This is a genomic window from Pseudomonas sp. MIS38 (assembly GCF_019891575.1).
GTDB lineage: Bacteria > Pseudomonadota > Gammaproteobacteria > Pseudomonadales > Pseudomonadaceae > Aquipseudomonas > Aquipseudomonas putida_A.
Map to the genome: position 1 here is coordinate 127,045 of NZ_JAFLXF010000006.1, position 19,905 is coordinate 146,949.

Genomic DNA, 19,905 nt, shown 5'->3' on the forward strand with positions numbered 1-19,905 from the left:
CCGCACTTCTATACAGGGAGCCGCAATTTCGATGGATTTGAAACGACAGCAAATCGACGCCTTCACCGTTGCTGGCCTGCAGGTTCGCACCACCAACGCCGCAGAGCACCAAGCCGAAACCGCGAAAATCGGCCCGATGTGGGGCCGGTTTTTCGGCGAGGAGTTGGCCGAAACCATTCCCGGCAAGTCAGCCCATTCGCCGATTTATGGCGTGTATTCGGCTTACGAGTCGGATGCTTCGGGTGCGTTTGACGTTACCGCTGGCGTTGCCGTGAATGCTTCAGTCAAAGACTTTGAGTCCGTGCGGATCGAAGCGGGCGAGTATCTGGTGTTCGAAGCGCAGGGGCCGTTGCCTGATGCGGTCATCTCGACCTGGGGAAAGATCTGGGACTTCTTTGCAGCCAATCCGCAGATTCAGCGCCGTTACGCTACCGACTTCGAGGCCTATACCGGCCCCGAGTCCGTGTCGGTCTACATCGGCGTGCGCTAAGACTGGGTTTCGCGTTCCAGCAACTGGCGCTTACGCTCTACGCCCCAGCGATACCCCGACAGATTGCCATCGCTACGCACCACGCGATGGCAGGGGATTGCCACGGCCAGACGGTTGGCGCCGCAGGCTTGCGCCACGGCGCGCATGGAGGTTGGCGCGCCAATGCGTTGGGCGATTTCGGCGTAACTGGCGGTGCGACCCACTGGAATCTCCCGCAACGCCTGCCACACCCGTTCCTGAAACGCTGTGCCACGCACATCCAGTGGCAAGTCGAGGCCCAGCGCTGGCGCTTCGATGAAACCCACCACTTTGGCAATCAACTGCTCGAAGCCGGCATCGGCGCCAATCAGGTTGGCCTGACGGAACTGATCCTGCAGATCGCACACCAGTTGATGCGGATCGTCGCCCAACAGAATCGCGCACACGCCGCGCTCACTCTGCGCCACCAGAATCGCCCCGAGCGAACATTGGCCAACGGCAAAATGAATGTCGTTGTTGCGTCCCGCAGCGCGGTAGTCGCCGGGCTTCATGCCCAGTACCTTGTCGGCTGACTCATAAAAGCGGCTGTTGGAATTGAAACCCGCGTCGTACAGCGCATCGGTCACCGTGCCGCCATCCGCGAGCCGTTCACGCACCCGGCGTGAACGATGCGCCGCCGCGTAACCCTTTGGTGTCAGGCCGGTTGCGGCCTTGAACACCCGATGAAAATGGAAAGGGCTGAGGCCGGCGGTTTCGGCGAGTTCATTGAGTGCGGGCACTGTTTCACTCGACTCGATCTGCCGACAGGCCATCGCCACGGTCGCGGCGTGCTGGCTGGCGACTTCAGTCTGATCCTTGCTGGTGCGCTTGCTTGGGCGGTAACCCGCCGCCTCGGCAGCTTGAGCACTTTCGAAGAACTCGACGTTCTGCGGCTTGGGCAAACGTGAAAGGCTGCTGGGGCGGCAATAGATGCCGGTGGTTTTCACCGCATAGACAAACTGCCCGTCGGCCCGCGGGTCCCGTGCAACGACGGCGGCCCAGCGTGGATCGGTTTCAACGTTGATGAGGGGCGAAAGCTTTTTCATGGCGAGTAGTCCGTTGACCTGTTTGATTCAGGTTAACCAGCGGCAATGTTGGTAGCACTCCGGGCCTTGCGGTCAAACTTTTCAGATCACCCGGCGACACGCAAGGTCAGGTTGATCCGGCGTTCGCCCAACTGCGGATGCCGCCCGGGTTTGATCGGCAGCACACCGTGAAAACGCAAGCGATCAACCCCGCCCCAGACCACCATATCGCCATGCAGCAGAGGAATGCGCTGGCTCTTGTCGCTGCGGGCAAAACCACCGAACAGGAACATCGCCGGCAAACCCAGGGACAGCGAAACGATCGGCGCCGCGTAGGCTTTTTCGTCTTTGTCCTGATGCAAAGACATTTTCGCGCCGGGGACATATTGGTTGATCAGGCAGGAGTCTGGATGAAAGTCGGCAAATTCAGCGCGCTGTGCTGCTTTGCGCGCCAGTTCCGACAACACTTCTGGCATCGCCGGCCAGGGCTGGCCACTCAGCGGGTCGACGGTGCTGTAGCGATAACCGCTACGGTCGGTGATCCAGCCCAGGGTTCCGCAACTGCTGGTGCCCACCGACATGCTGAAACCGCCCGGGGTCATCATGTGGCGCAACGGTGCTACGGCGAGAATGGCTTCCAGCGCTGGCAATAGTTGATCGATCACCGGCAGGGCGAAGCCGCGCAACACCCACGATTGTTCGCCGATCTGCTCGGCGCGGGGTTGTTGCTCGGGTTCGTGGTCGGCGAACAGGTCGAAGGTGGTCGGGTGCATGGTGTTCATGATGCGTCGTGGAAGATGATGCCCAGAGTATGCCGATTTCCGCTGTGCAGGCGACTGACGCCGTGACGCATGGTCACTCGATAATCGCCGCGAGTGCCGCTGACCGGACGCTGGTTGACTGCAAATATAACCGCGTCACCCTTGTGCAGAGCCACAACGTGCGGGCGCGACTGCATGCGTGGACGCTGCTCGGTCAGAACGAACTCACCACCGGTAAAATCCTCTCCGGGCTGCGACAGAAGAATCGCCACTTGCAATGGGAAAACCAGTTCTCCGTACAGATCCTGATGCAGGCAGTTGTAGTCCTGCGGGCCGTATTGCAACAGCAAGGGTGTCGGCCGCAGTTGGCCGGCAGCCTGACAGCGCTGCACAAACTCGGAATGGGTTGCGGGAAAGCGTACAGGCACATTCATGCGTTCGTACCAGCGGTTGGCCAGTGGCACCAGGCGCGGGTAAAACGCAGTGCGCAGACGTTCGATGGCTGTCGGCAGGGGATAGCTGAAGTACTTGTATTCCCCGCGACCGAAACCGTGGCGGGCCATGATGACCTGCGAACGAAACGGTTCGGTCTGCGAATACAGGGCGCTCAAGCGTTCACAGGTTTGCGCCGACAGCAACGAGCGGACGATGGCATAGCCATATTGATCCAGATGCTGTTTGAGGCTTGCCCAATCGAGCGCATCCAGCCGAGACGGGGACATTGACATGCTGACTCCTGAACCCTTTGGTCGAGGCTGTCAGTCTGGGCAAATACCGGCGGCAGAACACTCCGCCGCTTGCGGTCGAATCCCGTAATGTGGTGTTACAGGGCTTTGCTCACGGCGATGTCGCTGATCACGTCTTCGGTGGTGCCATGGATGGCATCCAGTGCGGCCTTGGCCTCTTCGACGGTGCCGTTTTCCAGTTGCGCGAACTCGAAACGGCGTTCACCGTTGAGCTTGTATTTGATGACGTATTTGGTCGTTTGGGCCACGGTCGTGCTTACCTTTTTGTCAGGGGCGACTCAGCTCAGTTTGGAGCTGGAGCGGCGGATGATCTTGATCGAGTGGGTCAGGGTCGGCTTGCGCGTGACGCTGATGGCGCGACGGTTGACGGTGTCGATGGTGATGTTCCAGAAACCGGTGCTCGGCGCGGTGATGCGCGCAGGAAACGTGTCGAAAGCGCCGCCGTGGTAGGTGTGGCGGCCGCCGTTCTTGAACGCGCGGAAGTTGGCGTCGTTCATCAAGCGGATGTTGCAGGTTTGCGAGCATTGGATGACGACGATGTCGTCTTCGTTGAGGTGCTCGCGCTGGTGAATGAATTTCATGGGCGCCTCCAGAAGGGCTTTTTCTACTAAATCAAAACGATAGCATGTGCGATTGGCGCAGTTTATCAGCCCGAACGGGTTATTATCCCGCCGTCGAGCGCTGCTTTGACAATTAAAAACAGTTATTCGCGATTCCATGCGGGTTTAATGGAGTAAGCCTCGGAGAAAAATGGCATTACTGCTGTCCGAGGGTCTTTATGGGAGGTATTTGTATGAAGTGGGGTGTGGTGTGTCTGCCGTTGATGTTGGTCGTGGGTGGTTGCGCGAGTGTTTCCGAAATCAACGAAACCTTGCCCACCATGAGCGTGATTTCCGGCAAGAAACCCCATGAGTATGCTCAGTGCCTGGCCGACAAGCTTGCCAACAGCCGCGGCGCGCTGCAGATGCAGCCGCACAAGGATGGCGTGCGAGTGATTGTTCCCGGGAAATTTTCCACCGGCGCGGCTGCGGTGTTTGATATCGAAGACCGTTCCGGCGGCAGCAGCATCAAGCTGCATGAGCGGATGTCCAATGTGCCGGTTCGTCCCCGTGACGTACAAAACGCCGCCAATGCCTGTATTTCCGGCTGATAGAATAGCGTCCATCAGCACCGATGCCGTCACAGTCTTGCTGTGGCGGCATTTTCATTTCTGGAGTCGCGCATGAAGCGAGAGCAAGTACGGGAACGGCATGCAGAGGGCCTTATCTCTGCCACGCATGTGATTCAAAATCCGGCGAACTCGGGCGAGTGGATCGTGTTTTTCAAGAAGAGCGCCGGTCGCAGCTATTTTCTGGTGGACGATAACGACGAAGTCGAATCCTTTGCCCGGCTAGACGACCTGATCGAGGTCGTGCGCGGGCTCGGGATCAAGTTCGCCGAGATCCACATGTAGGGTCTATTTGCAGACCACCACCACACTGCGGTTCTTGTAGTTGCCGACGTCGACCCCCAGGGTTTTGTCACTCTCCTTGGGCGCCGGCGTGCCGTCGGTACCGACGATGCGATAGCCGGTGCCGGCGCAGGAGGCGTCAGCCTTTTCGTAGCAGGTGGCCCAGGAGTTGGCTTCCCCGGAGCAGTCGATGCTCAAGCCCTGTTCGCCGTTGTTCAGGTAGGTGGTTTCCGAGGTGGCACAGCCACCGAGGGCCAATACCGCGATCAGCGGCAGCATTCTGTTCATGTTCATAAGTGTGTCGTCTTCAGCGAGGGAGGGGCTAAACGCTCTGACAGCGCCAGCATGAAAAGGTTATAGCGATTGGCCACTTGTTTTCATCATGCTGCGAGCGGCCACAAAAAAGCCCTGCACAAGGGCAGGGCTCGGTGCGTGTCGCAACAGATCAGTCCTGATCTTTGCCACGGCGTTTGGACGACGCAGGGGTGTCAGTGAACACCGACGCTACATCAGTCGCCAGTTGCTCGCTGTCGAAAGGACCGGCGATGTGTTCGCCATTGGTCGTGGTCAGGTTCCACTTGCCGTCTTTCTTGTCGATCACATACCCGTTGATGATTTTTACCGCGGCCATCTATCTGTCTCGTTCGCTGGTTCAAAGGCGCCATGATACCGACAAATCCTCACATTGGGGGATGATGAGCGTATGGTGATGCAGCGCATTTGCGTGTTTGAGCTACTCTGTTTTCGCGGGTCGAAGTCGCCAACGGAACTATCGGCGAGAATATTTCTCTATGTTGGCATCGGTTAGCCAGTGCGGGGCATTGTAAGGTGCACGCCGCCTGATTAGACTGCGCCGAAACTCGTACACACAGCCCTTTCAAGGACTTATATGATCAAGAAATGCTTGTTCCCAGCAGCCGGTTACGGTACTCGCTTCCTGCCAGCGACTAAAGCCATGCCCAAAGAAATGCTGCCGGTGGTAAACAAGCCACTGATCCAGTACGGCGTTGAAGAAGCTCTGGACGCTGGCCTGACTGAAATCTCGATCGTGACCGGTCGTGGCAAGCGCGCTCTGGAAGACCACTTCGACATCAGCTATGAGCTGGAAAACCAGATCAAAGGCACCGACAAGGAGAAATACCTGGTCGGCATCCGCAAGCTGCTCGACGAGTGCTCGTTCTCCTACACCCGTCAGACCGAAATGAAAGGTCTGGGCCACGCGATCCTCACCGGTCGCCCGCTGATCGGTGACGAACCGTTCGCCGTGGTACTGGCGGACGACCTGTGCGTCAACCTCGAAGGCGACGGCGTACTGACCCAGATGGTCAAGCTGTACAAGCAGTTCCGCTGCTCGATCATCGCCATCCAGGAAGTCGATCCGCAGGAAACCAGCAAGTACGGCGTGATCGCCGGCGAGATGATCCGCGACGACATCTACCGCGTACACAGCATGGTCGAGAAGCCAAAGCCGGAAGACGCGCCGTCGAACCTGGCGATCATCGGTCGTTACATCCTGACCCCGGACATCTTCGACCTGATCGAACAGACCGAGCCAGGCAAGGGCGGTGAAATCCAGATCACCGATGCCCTGATGAAGCAGGCCCAGAACGGCTGCGTCATGGCCTACAAGTTCAAGGGCAAGCGTTTTGACTGCGGTGGCGCTGAAGGCTACATCGAAGCCACCAACTTCTGCTTCGAGAACTTCTACAAGACCGGCAAGGCTTACTGATAGCGCCGGACCTGCATCGCGAAGGGTGTGAAAGCACCCAAGTGAACGCACCCACAAACGCCCCGACTTGTTCGGGGCGTTTGTTTTTGTGCTGGAACAATCCTTGATCCTGGTGGTGCAATTTACTGGCGCCCTGTGAGCGCGCTGGCTGCTCTTTCAGGGAGGAGGGTACGTGCGAGCATGCTGGCTGCTCCGATTTCCCTCAGGCGGTACAGTAGAGCCCCATAAAGCGGGCTACCTGACCGCCCAAAACGAAAAAAGCTCCGTATCTTGCGATACGGAGCTTTTTCTTTATGCGTTATACCGGTTGCGATCTCTCGAAACCGATGCCTTCCGAGCGGTTACTGCTGCACGACATTCGCTGCGGCAGGGTCAACCTTTTTCGGCTTCATCAGGCTGAAGTCGATCAAGGCGCGCTGCTCGCGCTCGTACGGGTTGCCGATCATCAGCGGACGTGGTTTGAAGCTGTCGCTGACCAGACTCTTGCTGCGGTCCAGTTCATCGAAACTCAAACCGGCCATGTCCGCCCAGGTGTGGATCAGGTGCGAGCTGCTGTACGGCCGGCCCAGGTCGGCGGCGAAGTTCCAGTCGTGGTTCTCGCGCCATTTCGGCGACGCCCAGGCCATGAACGGAATGGTGTACATCGGCGCGGTCGGTTTGTTCTCGTTACGGCCGAGGGTGTTGTGGCCGGCGGAGTCGAACACGTCTTCACCGTGGTCGGAGAGGTACAGCAGGAAACCGTTCGGATCGGACTTGGCGTAGTCCTTGATCAGGCTGGACACCACGAAATCGTTGTACAGCACGGCGTTGTCGTAGCTGTTGTAGGTCGGCACCTGATCGTCACGTACGCCGGCCGGCACGCCGGTACGGTCCTGGAACTTGTCGAAGGTCGGCGGATAACGGTACTGGTAGCTCATGTGAGTGCCGAGCAAGTGCACGACGATCAGCTTGCGCTGCGCCGGGTCGGTCAGCGCCTTGTTGAACGGCTCGATCACGTCACCGTCGTACTGCGCGGCGTTCTGGTTGCGGTTGTTGTTCAGGTACACCTGCTCGTCGGCCTGCTCGGAGAAGGTCGTGAGCATGGTGTTGCGCTTGGTCATGGTCTGCTGGTTGGTGATCCAGAAGGTCTTGTAACCGGCCTGTTTCATCATGCTGACCAGCGACGGCGTGGACAGGTACAGATCAGGGTTCTCTTCGTCGGCGAAGGTCAGGACCTGCTGCAGCGCTTCAATGGTGTAAGGGCGCGGGGTGATGACGTTGTCGAACACCGCGAGCTGATCCTTGAGCTTGTCCAGTTCCGGCGTGGTCTTACGTCCATAGCCGTACAGACTCATGCGCTGACGGTTGGTCGACTCGCCGATCACCAGCACCAGGGTCGACGGTTTATCGGCATCGGTCACCTTGAGGTTATGCAGCGGCGGCACTTTGCTGGTGCTGTGCAGCATGTCCTGCATGCCGGCCAGGGTGTCGAGGTAACGGTGGTAAGCCACCGCCATCTGCCAAGGCACGGCTGGCTCGATACGGTCTTCGAACTTCTCGAAACCGCCGGCGAAACTGCCGGTACGTTGGGTCTGTTTGATCAGCGGGTAGCCGACTACGGCGAAAACGATCGCGATCGCAGCCACGAACGCGCGGCCTCGGGGCATGTACACCGGGCGCAGGCGGGTCCACAGGAAATAGGCGAAAGCGGTATGGGCAAGGAACGCCGGGATCATCCACCAGGCAAAGTACTGGGTCATGTACTCGCCGGCTTCAGAGATGTTCGACTCGAACATGATGAAGATGACGCTTTGCGAGAATTCCTGCTGATAGATGAAGAAATAACCCAGGCTGGCCATCGAGCAGGCCCACAGGACGATACCGATCAGCGCGGCCAGCAGTTTGGTGCGTTTGGGAAACGCCAGCATCGGGGCGAGCCACAGCGCGCTCATCACGAAGGCCTGACGGAAACCGCTGAAACCGGAGGTACCGGTCAGTTGAATCAACAGTTGGGTGATGCCCGAGAAATACCAGAAGAAAGCGAACAGCCAGAGAACCCCGGCCCAGTCGAAACCTGTCGCAGTCGTTTTGCTGCGTTTGAACAATGCCATTCAGCACTCCAGCTCATCGTCACTAACCACCGTCGGAGCGCTACATCAAACCGACGAACGGAAGCCGCGCGCAAACGCACGGCCAGAATGCGCCGGAGTATCACCAAGGCAGTGTGAAAACTTCGTTAGTTGCCGATCAGGGGGAGGGGAGCATCATGTCGGGAACGACAGGTGCCGTTCCCGAAGCTGGCGGGGCAGGTCAGGCGTGCGGATGGCGCTGGACCACCGGCAGAGGTTTGGGCTGAGCGCCCTGGGTCAGCGAGCGCAGCTGCGCCAGCTCCTGCTTCAACTGGTCGCGCTCGTCTTTCAACTGGCGCAATTCATCGCGACGGATCGTGACGTACAGGGTTTGTGGCGGCATTGCTGTGTGTACTGTGCCCATTGCTCACCTCGCAAATGGCGTGTCTCAACTGCAAATCGTCCCCGCGTCGGGGCTACGGAGTTGCTATCGGCGCCAATTTTGATTTCTTTTGCCCGCGAATGGAACTTTTTTATTTTTCATGGTCGGTGTGTCTTCGGCAGGATTCGGGGCGTTATCAGTCTGGATCGGGCACAATGCCCGGAAACTTCATCGCAACGCTCTGGACTAACCTCCATCAGTCGCGTTGGGCTATAACCAATGACACACATTTATTTGTAGTAAGGAGCATCAGCACATGCAACTCGGGATTATTGGACTGGGCCGCATGGGCGGCAATATTGCGCGACGTCTGATGCTCAACGGTCACACCACCGTTGTTTACGACCGCAATACCGCTTTCATCGATAACCTGGTCGCCGAGGGCTCCACCGGCGTTGCCGACCTGCCCGCTCTGGTGGCAGGCCTGGCCAAGCCACGTGCCGTATGGGTCATGCTGCCGGCCGGCGCGCCGACCGAAGACACCATCAACACTCTGAGCGACTTGCTGGAAGCCGGTGACACCATCATCGATGGCGGCAACACCAACTATAAGGATGACATTCGTCGGGCGAAAACCCTGGCCGAGAAGGGCCTGCACTACATCGACGTCGGTACCTCCGGCGGCGTCTGGGGCCTGGAGCGCGGCTACTGCATGATGATCGGCGGCGACGCCGAGACCGTGAACCGTCTGGACCCTCTGTTCGCAGCGCTGGCGCCGGGCATGGGCAACATTCCGCGCACCAGGGATCGCAAATCCGAGGATCACCGCGCCGAGCACGGCTACATTCACGCCGGTCCTGCCGGTGCCGGGCACTTCGTGAAGATGATTCACAACGGCATCGAGTACGGCATGATGGCCGCGTTCGCCGAAGGCTTCGACATCCTCAAGACCAAGTCCAGCGAGCGTCTGCCGGAAGATCAGCGTTTCGACCTGAACGTGGCCGACATCGCCGAAGTCTGGCGTCGTGGCAGCGTGGTCTCGTCCTGGCTGCTCGACCTGACCGCCGACGCACTGGCCAGCGACCCGAAACTCGACGGCTTCTCCGGTTCGGTGGCGGACAGCGGCGAAGGTCAATGGACCATCGAAGCGGCCATGGAGCAGGCGGTGCCGGTTCCGGTGCTGTCCAACTCGCTGTTCTCGCGCTACCGCTCGCGCGGGCAGGGCACTTTTGGCGACAAGATTCTCTCGGCCCAGCGCTTCGGCTTCGGCGGCCACGTGGAGACACCGAAGAAATGACCCATACGATCCGCAGGAAATCCAAGGCAGAACCCGCACCACCGACCACGCTGTTTCTGTTCGGTGCCCACGGCGACCTGGTCAAGCGCTTGCTGATGCCGGCGCTGTACAACCTCAGTCGCGACGGCTTGCTTGACGAGAATCTGCGGATCGTCGGCGTTGATCACAACGCCATTACCGATGAAGCCTTCGCGCAAAAACTCGAAGACTTCATCCGTACCGAAGTGGCGGCGAAAGTCGGCAAGGGCGATCAGATGCTTGATCCGGTCTTGTGGGCCAAGCTCGCCAAAGGCATCAGCTACGTCCAGGGCGACTTCCTGGACGACAGCACTTATTCCGCGCTGGCGGCAAAAATTGCCGACAGCGGCACTGGCAATGCGGTGTTCTACCTGGCCACCGCGCCACGTTTCTTCAGTGAAGTGGTACGCCGTCTCGGCGCGGCCAAACTGCTGGAGGAAACCCCGGAAGCGTTCAGAAGGGTGGTCATCGAGAAGCCGTTCGGCTCCGATCTGCAAACTGCCGAAGCGTTGAACGCCTGCCTGCTCAAGGTCATGTCCGAGAAACAGATCTATCGGATCGACCATTACCTGGGCAAGGAAACCGTGCAGAACATTCTGGTCAGCCGGTTCTCCAACAGCCTGTTCGAAGCGTTCTGGAACAACCATTACATCGACCACGTGCAAATCACTGCCGCCGAAACCGTCGGCGTCGAAACCCGTGGCAGTTTTTACGAGCACACCGGTGCGCTGCGTGACATGGTGCCCAATCACCTGTTCCAGTTGCTGGCGATGGTCGCCATGGAGCCGCCGGCCGCGTTCGGCGCTGACGCCGTGCGCGGCGAGAAGGCCAAGGTGGTTGGCGCGATCCGCCCATGGAGCGTTGAAGAGGCACGAGCCAATTCGGTACGCGGTCAGTACCGCGCCGGCGAGGTCGATGGCAAAGCGTTGAATGGCTATCGTCAGGAAGCCAACGTGGCGCCTGACAGCAACACCGAAACCTACGTCGCGCTGAAAGTCATGATCGACAACTGGCGCTGGGTCGGCGTGCCGTTCTACCTGCGTACCGGCAAGCGCATGAGCGTGCGCGACACCGAGATCGTCATCTGCTTCAAACCGGCGCCGTACGCGCAGTTCCGGGATACCGAGGTCGACGAGTTGCAGCCGACCTATCTGCGTATTCAGATCCAGCCCAACGAAGGCATGTGGTTCGACCTGCTGGCCAAACGGCCGGGGCCGGCGTTGAACATGGCCAACATCGAGCTGGGTTTTGCCTACAAGGATTTCTTCGAGATGCAGCCGTCCACCGGCTACGAAACGCTGATCTACGACTGCCTGACCGGCGACCAGACGCTGTTCCAGCGCGCCGACAACATCGAGAACGGCTGGCGCGCGGTGCAGCCCTTCCTCGATGCCTGGCAACAGGATGCGAGTGTGCAGACTTACGCTGCCGGGGAAGACGGCCCGCAAGCCGCCAATGATCTGCTGACTCGCGACGGTCGCGTCTGGCATGGTCTGGGATGAGTGAATCGATCCGCTTTTTATTGAGTGACATGGACGGCACGCTGCTGCTGCCCAATCACAGTCTGAGCCAGCGCACCATTGACGCCGTTCGTTCGCTGCGCGAGGCCGGCGTGTTGTTCAGTCTGGCGACCGGGCGCCCACCCAAAGCCATGTTGCAGCAGATCGAAGCCTTGGGCGTCGATCTGCCGACCGCCGCTTTCAATGGCGGCACCATCGTCAATCCGGATGGCAGTCTGTTGGTGGCGCATTACCTGCCGGTGCCGACCGCGCTGATTGCTCTGGCGTTGTTCACTGACCAACCGGATGTGGAGATCTGGGTGTTCAGCGGTGGCGACTGGTTGCTCAAGGATCCGCACGGGCCGATGGTGCCGCGCGAACAGCACGGCCTCGGTTATCCGCCGGTGGTGGTCGAGAGTTTCGAGCCGTACCTGGAGCGCATCGACAAAATCGTCGCCACCAGTAACAACACCGATCTGCTGATCGAGCTTGAGGCGCGCCTGTTAGCCAAAGTCAGCGGCATGGCTCAGGTTTCGCGTTCGCAACCGGTGTACCTGGACGTGACGGCGCTGGAGGCCAACAAGGGCACCGCACTGGCAACCATTGCCGCGCACCTCGATATCCCGCTGGCGCAGACCGCCGCGATTGGCGATGGCGGCAACGACCCGGCGATGTTCCATTGCGCGGGATTGTCGATTGCCATGGGGCAGGCGGAAGAGGCGGTGAAGCGCCAGGCTGACGTGGTCACTGCGCCAAACACCGACGACGGCGTGGCGCAGGCGATCGAGAAGTACATCCTCGGTCGCTGATTCACCCGGAAACAAACTGTGGGAGCGAGCTTGCTCGCGAATGCGGTGCATCAGTCAACACATCAAGTGCCTGACACTCCGCATTCGCGAGCAAGCCCGCTCCCACAGTTTTAATCGCGTGTAGTCAGAGCCATTGGCTGAGCGCCTGCCAATGTGGGAGTGAGCCTGCTCATACCGGTTGATCGAGAGTTGCCAGCGCCATTGGCTCACCGCCCTGACAATGTGGGAGCGAGCTTGCTCGCGAATGCGGTGCATCAGTCAACACATCAAGTGCCTGACACTCCGTCAGCCCGCTCCCACAGTTTTATCGCGTGTTGTCAGAGCCAGTAACTCACCGCATACCAGCCCAGCAACCCCATCACTACGGTGTACGGCAACGCCATCCACACCATCCGCCCGTACGACAGGCGCACCAGCGGCGCAATCGCCGAGGTCAGCAGGAACAGGAATGCCGCCTGACCGTTCGGCGTCGCCACGCTTGGCAGGTTGGTGCCGGTGTTGATCGCGATCGCCAGGGTCTCGAAATGCTCGCGGCTCATGTGCCCGGACAGGAAAGCCTGTTTCACTTCGGTGATGTAGATCGTGGCGACGAACACGTTATCGCTGATCGCCGAGAGCAGGCCGTTGGCGATGAACAGCATGCCCGGCTGTTGTTCCGCCGGCAGCGCCAGCACCCACTGGATCAACGGGGCGAACAGTTGCTGATCGTGAATCACCGCGACCACGGCAAAGAACACCACCAGCAATGCGGTGAACGGCATGGCGTCCTTGAACGCGCTGCCCAGACGATGCTCGTCGGTGATGCCGGTGAACGCGGTGATCAGCACGATCACCATCAGGCCGATCAGCCCGACCTCCGCGACGTGAAACGCCAGGCAGCCAATCAGGATCAATGCGGCAGCGCCTTGCACCAGCAGGGCGGCACGCTGACGCGGGGTGCGTTCGGCGTTGTCTTCGGCGGCGTAATTGGCCAGCACGGCGCGGACGTTGTCCGGCAGCAGGGTGCCGTAGCCAAACCAGCGCAGTTTTTCCAGCAGCACGCACGTCACCAGACCCGCCGCCAGCACCGGCAACGAAACCGGCGCGACTTTCTGGAAGAACTCTGCGAAGTGCCAGCCCATTTCATGACCGATCAGCAGATTCTGCGGCTCACCCACCAGGGTGCAGACCCCACCGAGTGCGGTGCCGACCGCGCCGTGCATCAGCAGGCTGCGCAGGAATGCGCGGAATTGCTCCAGGTCTTCATGGTGCAGGGCCGGCAGATGGCGGTCGTCGCTGAATTCGCTGTCCTGACGCGGATCATTGCCCGAGGCCACGCGGTGGTAGACCGAATAGAAGCCGACCGCCGCGCTGATGATCACCGCAGTGACGGTCAAGGCATCGAGAAACGCCGACAAAAAAGCTGAGAGAAAGCAGAACATCAGCGCCAGCAGCGCCTTGGAGCGCACGCCCAGCAGCAACCGTGAGAACAGAAACAGCAGCAGATCCTTCATGAAGTAGATGCCCGCGACCATGAACATCAGCAGCAGGATCACCGGGAAGTTGTGCACCAGTTCATCGTACAGGGCCTGTGGTGAGGTCATCTTCAGCAGCAGGGCTTCGATCAGCAACAAGCCACCGGGCATCAATGGATAGCACTTGAGGGCCATGGCCAGGGTGAAAATGAATTCGATCACCAGCAGCCAGCCAGCGGCGACCGGGCCGACAGTGAACAGCACCACGGCGTTGAGGATCAGGAACCCTACGATGCACGCCTTGTACCAGCGGGGCGAGTGCCCGAGAAAATTATGCGCGAACGCCTGGGCCAGTGAACCGGACATCGGTTGCTCCTTGTATTAAGAAGCGCGCAAGTTGCCGCAAGTGCCTGGCAAGTTCAAGTCTGGAGAGTTATTGATTCAGATAGCGCGCGACCATGGCACGGTAGTTGCCGTCGAGCGAGTAGCCGCCGACAAGAATTTTCCGATCTGGCTGGATCGCGAGAGAATTGGCGGTATCCAGGCTGCGGCCCAGGCGCGTGCGCAACCAGCCGTGGCCGTTGCCAAAGCTTCGGTCGAGATGACCATCAGCTTTATAGCGAGCAACGATGAAGTCGGCCTCGACGCCGCCGATCGTTGCACCCACCGCCATGATCCGACCATCCGCCATGCGTTGCGCGGCGCTCCACTGACAACCACTGGGACCGATTTCCAGCAGATGCGGGTGGCCAGTGTCGTTGCGCCAGTCCGGGCGGCCATTAGGGTGCAGGCTCAGCGCCAGGCAGCGGATCGGATCGCGACTGCTGCCAAAACAGTGCAGATGTTCCTTTGACTCGATGACCTGACAGACCATCGCGCTTTTGCCGTTGGCTTTGAAAGCCAGGAAGCCATCCACCGCGAAGCGCTCATCAAGACGCCCGTCAGGCAGGTAGCGCGCCACCAGCCCCTCCTGGGGAAAATCAATTGAGCCGGCGACAAGGATCCGCCCGTCCTTCTGCAATACGAGGCTGCTGAGCCACGTGTTGAGCAGCAAATGTCGAATCATCACGAAACCGCGCCCATTGAAGCTTGCATCGAGCGTCCCGTCTGGCGTCAGGCGGATCAGCATTCCGGCATGGTCGGCGAGTTCGAAGTGGTGATTGGCGATCAGCAGAATATGCCCGTCGTCCTGCACGGCGATGTCACAGGCTTCAGCACCCGGTACGCCGGGAGGCAGCCAGCAGTCACGGGAACCGATGGACAGGTCGCCGGGCAGGCGCACTACTTTGCGACCATTTTCACCAAAGCTCGGGTCGGGGATACCCTCGGTGCTGAACAGGGCAAGGGCGGGCAGGGTGCGATGGGCGTTTTGATAATGCAGCCCGGCCAGCAGGATTCGTCCGTCGGGCAATACCTGGACCTTGCCACCGGTGGCCTCAAAACCGCGTTCGAACTCGCCAATCACGCTGCCATGCTGGCCGAAAGCGAGGTCGGCCGAACCGTCCGCAAGTAGGCGTGCCAGACCGAAACGACTGCCTTGAGCAGTGCCGACCTTGGCGGCGACCAGCACGCGCCCCTGTCGATCCAGTGCGACACCCTGAGTCATGCTGGAAACACTGCCGGCGAAATACACTTGGGCGACGCCAGTGTTGGCAAATTGTTTGTCGAGTTGCCCGGAACTGTTGAGTAGTGCCGGGCGCGCAAAGGCGTTCTCGGGTGACATGCATGCCTCTCCTTGCAAGTTGACCAGGCCCGAATGGGCGGTAACTGCATGAGCGGAACATTCAATCCCTGAATACACGCAAGTTCAACTGACAGAACTAACAGGTGGAGGGTCGCACTGTGCCATAACAGTGTCTTTTTGAACCAAACGAAAGCCTGCCAAGCAGTGGCGCCTGGCAGGTTGAAGAAAGTTGTACAGAAGTATTGAAGATAAACAGCAGCGGATAACTAACAAAGAACAGAGCGGATGACGTGAAAGTCATCCGCATCAGCCTCTGATCAATGTGGCATCGACCACGATTGCAGCAGGTAACCTTCTTTGCTCAATTCAGCGCGGGCCTGTTGCAACAGCAGTTCCAGTTGCGCCGGATCGGAGTAGGCGCTGCTTGGAATCTGCTGGCGACCGATGTGCGAGTTGGTACGATCGATGACGGTCAGGTTCAGTTCGCCATTGCCGTCTTGTGGGGCCCAGGCCACGCACTGAAAGGGTTTGAACGCGTGGTTGGCAATCAAAAGAGCTTCGTTGATACGGAGCGGGGCGGTCATTGGGGTCTTCTCTCTGTCGTGCCCAATCAAGTGATGTGCCGTCGGTTGGGCTTACCGTTCGGCTGGTTACTTGTACTGATGCACGCAACCCCGTGGCAGGTCACACACGAAACAAAGAAATTTCAACTTAATTGCTCGGGCTCAACATTCCGAACGTTTTTGAAAGCCTGGTGAAAGATAGCAACTCGATAGCTGACTAATAAACTTGCTTCTTATAACTCGTTAGCTTGTACACCTATAAGCAATCGATACAAGGCCCTGTCAATTTCTTGCTAATGTTACAGTCGGGTCTGCCAAATGACTGTTTTTACAATAATTTCCCTAAATTTGGCGCCAAGGAACAGTCATGATCGAAGCGCCAGCGTTACGACGTTTATTGGTAGTCGACCCTTGTGACGACTGCCATCGCCTGTTACCCGGATTGCGCGCGGTGGGCTGGGATGTCGACAGTTGTACCCTGGAAAATGCCGCCGATCGGACATGCGATGTCGGGCTGCTGCGACTGCAACCTTTTCACCTTGAACGTCCCGAAGCGGTCAAGGAACTGATCAGCCGCAGCGGCACCGAGTGGATCGCGGTGTTGAACCAGGAAGTCCTGCGGTTGCAGAACGTCGGTGACTTCGTCTGCGAATGGTTTTTCGATTTTCATACCTTGCCGTTCGATGTCTCGCGGGTCCAGGTGACCCTGGGGCGCGCATTCGGCATGGCACGTCTGCGCGGACAAGGCACGATTCACGTCGACCAGCCGGAACATGAGCTGCTTGGCGACAGCAAGCCGATCCGCGAGCTGCGCAAGTTATTGAGCAAACTGGCGCCGACCGAATCCCCGGTACTGATCCGCGGTGAAAGCGGCACCGGTAAAGAACTGGTGGCGCGCACACTGCACCGCCAGTCCCAGCGCCACAGCAAGCCGTTTGTGGCGATCAATTGCGGGGCGATTCCCGAACACTTGATTCAATCCGAACTGTTCGGCCACGAAAAAGGCGCCTTTACTGGGGCGCATCAGCGCAAGGTCGGGCGCATCGAGGCCGCGAATGGTGGCACGCTGTTTCTCGACGAAATCGGCGATCTGCCGCTGGAATTGCAGGCCAATCTGCTGCGTTTTCTGCAGGAGAAACACATCGAGCGCGTCGGTGGCAGTCAGCCGATCCCGGTGGATGTTCGCGTGCTGGCGGCCACCCACGTCGACCTCGAGGCGGCAATCGAGAAAAAGCGTTTTCGCGAGGACCTGTATTACCGCCTCAATGTGCTGCAAGTGGTGACCGCGCCATTGCGCGAGCGCCACGGTGATCTGTCGATGCTGGCCAACCATTTCTCGCATTTCTACAGCCACGAAACCGGCCGCCGCCCGCGCAGCTTCAGTGAGGATGCGTTGATTGCCATGGGCAAGCACGACTGGCCAGGCAACGTTCGAGAACTGGCCAACCGAGTGCGACGGGGTCTGGTTCTGGCGGAAGGCCGACAGATCGAAGCCCGGGATCTGGGATTGCTCAGCCAGCACACGATTTCGACGCCAATGGGTACGCTGGAAGACTACAAGACGCGCGCCGAACGCCAGGCGCTGTGCGATGTATTGAACCGCCACAGTGACAACCTAAGTGTGGCGGCGAAAGTGCTGGGCGTGTCGCGGCCGACGTTTTATCGCCTGCTGCACAAGCATCAGATTCGCTAGAGACCAAAGCCCAAAAGATCGCAGCCTGCGGCAGCTCTTACAGGGATTAACCCTGTAGGAGATGCCGCAGGCTGCGGTCTTTTGCTTTAGAAGTAGTACGGGAATTTCAGGCTGAAGGAAAAGTCGGGGGCATCCGGGGTCATGCCGATCGACAGATTGGGCACGATAGTCAGGTTGTCCGTGGCGGCAATGGTCATGCCGACGTTGAAGTAGCCTGCGTTGGCGTCACTTGAGACCACCGATTGCCAATCCCCTCCATCGGGTTTGAGTTTGCTCCTGCGTTGCACCAGATCAGACATCGAAAACGACATACTCATCTTTTCGTTCAGTGCAAACGCAATACCGGCGCCGATCTGGAAGCTGTCGCCAATGCTGACCTTGCCCGGGGTTTTCTGGTTGACGGTCGAGCTGATGTCGTCGAACGACTCCTCCAGGTTGTGGGTGTAGGACAAGCTGCCGAACAGCACTGCCGGGTCGAACGTCTTGACCAGCGAAACCCCGGGTGTGATCGACCAGACACCGTTACCGGTTGGCAGCGTGTCAGGCACGAACAGGTTGGAGTTGGCGTCGGTCTGGCGCAGTTTGATGCCGAACGGATCCTTGCCGGTTGGCGCCTTGACCCGCAGGGTGACCACGGCGTCCGGCGTGTTGACCGACTCGTCGAGGAACTTGTAGGCAATACCGAAGTTGACGTCGCCGATGGTCGGGTCGCGCGAAACATCCTGTTCCGTCGTGACGTTGGACGCACCACCGTTGCCGCCACCGGACTGGTAGGTCGATTCGCGGTAAACCACCGGCACGTTCACGTCGAACTGCCAACGGTTGTCGAAGTTGTAGCGCCCGGTCAGGTCCAGCGTCCAGGTGTCGGCCTTGATCCGGTCGAGGTTGATGTTGCCCAGAAAGATCGAGTCCAGCGCGAGGAAGCCGTTGAGGATCAGCTGCCGGGTGTCGTAACGCGAATATGTCACGCCGGTTTCAAAGCTGAATTTACCGCCGCCGAAGAAGCCGCTGGCCTCGTCGTAGAGGTTGGACACACTCTGGGCCGGTTGCGAATCGTCGGCCAGCGACTGGCCGTAAGAAGCGCCGCTGCCCCCGGCGGCGCCCCCCGATGCTGCTGCCGCGCCAACTCCGGGAGCCCCGGTACCGGTCGCGACTTTTGGATTGCCTTTCATGTCAGACGGCGACTTGGCCAGCCGTTTGGGTTGCGGGGCTGCCGGTTGATCTTCGACCTGACGGACCCGTTGTTCGAGCACCGCCAGGGCCTTTTGTTGCACTTCGTATCGTTGCTTCAGCTCCAGAAGTTCCTGTTTCAGGGTCTCCACATCTGCGTCGGGTGCTGCTTGCAGCATCGCCGCGGGTAGAAGAGTACTCAGACATACAGCGGCACGCAGTGATACTGATCGATACATGAATAAGCCGTCCCTTTAAGCCCAATGATCGAGACTCAGCGTAGTTCAATATCCGATATTGCGTAGTGCCCTGAGTTGAGTCAGGTTGCAGTCCAGTGCGCCGGGGCTGATGCCGTTATTGTTAAGCACAACATTGAGTTGGGTCATGTTGTTGACCACGTTGGCGCTGCCGAGCAGGCGGGTGTTCTGCAGCAGGCCACCCTGGGCCACTTGTTGCAGGGCGGTGCCCTGATTGCCCGAGGCCTGAATGGCCATTTGCACGCCACTGTTGGTGGCCGAAACGGCGACACTGCCAGCGGCATTGCTGGCCCCGATAGTCTGCCCGGCCATCAGGGCCTGGCCTTGTGCGGGTGCCAGCGGAGGAGGGGTGTTGGCTTCTTTTACATTGATGGCCACATTGTTGCTGGCGGTGTTGCCGTCGCCGGCGGCGCGTACGCTTTGGGTCACGCCCTGGCTGCTGTTGAGTGCCGCGCCACCAATGACATTGCCAGTGCCCGGCGTCGGGGTGCTGCCGTTGCCCTGTTCCTTGATAGTCGAGACATAGAATTCCGGTTTGATCGTGGCGGCCTGGATTTGCATCGACGTCGCAGCGCCGATCAGATCACCGCTGGCGTTGCGCCAGGTACTGCTCATGACAATGCCGAAGCTGATGATCCGCCCCGGCATGACGTAACGACCACGAAGCTGGGACAGCTCCTGATCCTGAACTTCGATGGGTTTGAATCCTGCATTGGCATAGCCTGACGCGCTCGCTGCCAGGCAGGCGGCGGCCAGCCAGTATGAGGTTTTCATCTGCTGCTCCCGGGACATCCAGCCCCATTCTTTATAAT

22 protein-coding genes are annotated in these 19,905 nt (G+C 59.4%); 8 read left to right on the top strand and 14 right to left on the bottom strand.

What is annotated here, in order from left to right; translation table 11 throughout:
• Positions 1-31 precede the first annotated feature (31 nt).
• Entirely contained in the window at positions 32-490 is a 459-nt protein-coding gene (locus J1G18_RS09595; protein WP_223007559.1) for a GyrI-like domain-containing protein, read from the top strand.
• On the opposite strand, the gene ada is transcribed toward J1G18_RS09595, so the two are convergent.
• The 5 genes from ada to J1G18_RS09620 all read right to left on the bottom strand — a co-directional run bounded on the left by ada (position 487) and on the right by J1G18_RS09620 (position 3,621).
• Positions 487-1,554: a bifunctional DNA-binding transcriptional regulator/O6-methylguanine-DNA methyltransferase Ada gene (gene ada / locus J1G18_RS09600; protein WP_223007560.1), complete on the bottom strand. Its 1,068-nt coding sequence runs from the start codon at positions 1,552-1,554 to the stop codon at positions 487-489. The two genes, J1G18_RS09595 and ada, sit on opposite strands and share 4 nt — an antisense overlap.
• Before the next feature lie 86 nt (positions 1,555-1,640).
• Positions 1,641-2,306 (bottom strand): DNA oxidative demethylase AlkB, encoded by a 666-nt coding sequence (gene alkB / locus J1G18_RS09605; protein ID WP_096796583.1) that lies wholly within the window; start codon positions 2,304-2,306, stop codon positions 1,641-1,643.
• Positions 2,307-2,311: 5 nt separating this feature from the next.
• Entirely contained in the window at positions 2,312-3,022 is a 711-nt protein-coding gene (locus tag J1G18_RS09610; protein WP_223007561.1) for a 2OG-Fe(II) oxygenase, read from the bottom strand.
• Between the two features lie 95 nt (positions 3,023-3,117).
• Positions 3,118-3,288 carry a hypothetical protein gene (locus J1G18_RS09615; RefSeq protein ID WP_096796544.1) on the bottom strand — a complete coding sequence of 57 codons (171 nt, stop codon included), beginning with the start codon at positions 3,286-3,288 and terminating at the stop codon, positions 3,118-3,120.
• Positions 3,289-3,318: 30 nt separating this feature from the next.
• Complete coding sequence (locus tag J1G18_RS09620; protein WP_024164475.1) at positions 3,319-3,621, bottom strand: DUF1883 domain-containing protein; 303 nt, start codon at positions 3,619-3,621, stop codon at positions 3,319-3,321.
• A gap of 212 nt (positions 3,622-3,833) precedes the next feature.
• Between J1G18_RS09620 and J1G18_RS09625 the strand changes: the two genes are divergently transcribed.
• On the top strand, positions 3,834-4,190 hold the full coding sequence (locus J1G18_RS09625) for a hypothetical protein (RefSeq protein ID WP_027612690.1): 357 nt from the start codon (positions 3,834-3,836) through the stop codon (positions 4,188-4,190).
• Positions 4,191-4,262: 72 nt separating this feature from the next.
• Positions 4,263-4,493, top strand: a complete 231-nt coding sequence (locus tag J1G18_RS09630) for a hypothetical protein (RefSeq protein WP_007964656.1) — start codon at positions 4,263-4,265, stop codon at positions 4,491-4,493.
• Between the two features lie 3 nt (positions 4,494-4,496).
• Here J1G18_RS09630 and J1G18_RS09635 read toward each other — a convergent pair whose 3' ends face one another.
• Positions 4,497-4,784, bottom strand: coding sequence for a hypothetical protein (locus J1G18_RS09635; RefSeq protein WP_007964655.1), 288 nt, complete (start codon positions 4,782-4,784; stop codon positions 4,497-4,499).
• Between the two features lie 151 nt (positions 4,785-4,935).
• Entirely contained in the window at positions 4,936-5,121 is a 186-nt protein-coding gene (locus tag J1G18_RS09640; protein WP_007964653.1) for a hypothetical protein, read from the bottom strand.
• Positions 5,122-5,379: 258 nt separating this feature from the next.
• Between J1G18_RS09640 and galU the strand changes: the two genes are divergently transcribed.
• Complete coding sequence (gene galU / locus J1G18_RS09645) at positions 5,380-6,219, top strand: UTP--glucose-1-phosphate uridylyltransferase GalU (protein ID WP_007912230.1); 840 nt, start codon at positions 5,380-5,382, stop codon at positions 6,217-6,219.
• 341 nt (positions 6,220-6,560) lie between these two features.
• On the opposite strand, the gene J1G18_RS09650 is transcribed toward galU, so the two are convergent.
• Both J1G18_RS09650 and J1G18_RS09655 read right to left on the bottom strand, forming a co-directional pair.
• Complete coding sequence (locus tag J1G18_RS09650; protein WP_135295891.1) at positions 6,561-8,309, bottom strand: phosphoethanolamine transferase CptA; 1,749 nt, start codon at positions 8,307-8,309, stop codon at positions 6,561-6,563.
• Between the two features lie 199 nt (positions 8,310-8,508).
• Entirely contained in the window at positions 8,509-8,691 is a 183-nt protein-coding gene (locus J1G18_RS09655) for a DUF6026 family protein (RefSeq protein WP_007964649.1), read from the bottom strand.
• Positions 8,692-8,965: 274 nt separating this feature from the next.
• On the opposite strand from J1G18_RS09655, the gene gnd reads away from it, so the two are divergent.
• Genes gnd through J1G18_RS09670 form a run of 3 tightly spaced genes read left to right on the top strand, consistent with a single transcriptional unit; the run spans position 8,966 to position 12,272 of the window.
• The gene (gnd, locus tag J1G18_RS09660; RefSeq protein ID WP_098964149.1) at positions 8,966-9,946 is read left to right on the top strand and encodes a phosphogluconate dehydrogenase (NAD(+)-dependent, decarboxylating); all 981 of its coding nucleotides are present in this window, start codon (positions 8,966-8,968) and stop codon (positions 9,944-9,946) included.
• Positions 9,943-11,466: a glucose-6-phosphate dehydrogenase gene (zwf, locus tag J1G18_RS09665; RefSeq protein ID WP_210557244.1), complete on the top strand. Its 1,524-nt coding sequence runs from the start codon at positions 9,943-9,945 to the stop codon at positions 11,464-11,466. The genes gnd and zwf overlap by 4 nt, the downstream gene beginning before the upstream one ends.
• Positions 11,463-12,272 carry an HAD family hydrolase gene (locus J1G18_RS09670; RefSeq protein ID WP_223007562.1) on the top strand — a complete coding sequence of 270 codons (810 nt, stop codon included), beginning with the start codon at positions 11,463-11,465 and terminating at the stop codon, positions 12,270-12,272. Before zwf ends, J1G18_RS09670 begins: the two co-directional genes overlap by 4 nt.
• Positions 12,273-12,589: 317 nt before the next feature.
• Here J1G18_RS09670 and nhaB read toward each other — a convergent pair whose 3' ends face one another.
• From nhaB to J1G18_RS09685, 3 genes are all read right to left on the bottom strand, one after another.
• Complete coding sequence (nhaB, locus tag J1G18_RS09675; RefSeq protein WP_096796548.1) at positions 12,590-14,092, bottom strand: sodium/proton antiporter NhaB; 1,503 nt, start codon at positions 14,090-14,092, stop codon at positions 12,590-12,592.
• A gap of 67 nt (positions 14,093-14,159) precedes the next feature.
• A complete protein-coding gene (locus J1G18_RS09680; protein WP_134786492.1) occupies positions 14,160-15,449 on the bottom strand; it encodes a hypothetical protein in 1,290 nt (429 codons plus the stop codon).
• 278 nt (positions 15,450-15,727) lie between these two features.
• The gene (locus tag J1G18_RS09685) at positions 15,728-15,994 is read right to left on the bottom strand and encodes a hypothetical protein (protein ID WP_003225374.1); all 267 of its coding nucleotides are present in this window, start codon (positions 15,992-15,994) and stop codon (positions 15,728-15,730) included.
• Positions 15,995-16,340: 346 nt separating this feature from the next.
• Between J1G18_RS09685 and J1G18_RS09690 the strand changes: the two genes are divergently transcribed.
• Positions 16,341-17,666 carry a sigma-54 dependent transcriptional regulator gene (locus J1G18_RS09690; protein ID WP_098964146.1) on the top strand — a complete coding sequence of 442 codons (1,326 nt, stop codon included), beginning with the start codon at positions 16,341-16,343 and terminating at the stop codon, positions 17,664-17,666.
• A gap of 86 nt (positions 17,667-17,752) precedes the next feature.
• Here the strand turns inward: J1G18_RS09690 and J1G18_RS09695 are convergent, their stop codons facing one another.
• Entirely contained in the window at positions 17,753-19,075 is a 1,323-nt protein-coding gene (locus J1G18_RS09695; RefSeq protein ID WP_098964145.1) for a hypothetical protein, read from the bottom strand.
• A gap of 45 nt (positions 19,076-19,120) precedes the next feature.
• Entirely contained in the window at positions 19,121-19,867 is a 747-nt protein-coding gene (locus J1G18_RS09700; protein ID WP_027612700.1) for a hypothetical protein, read from the bottom strand.
• Positions 19,868-19,905: the final 38 nt, after the last annotated feature.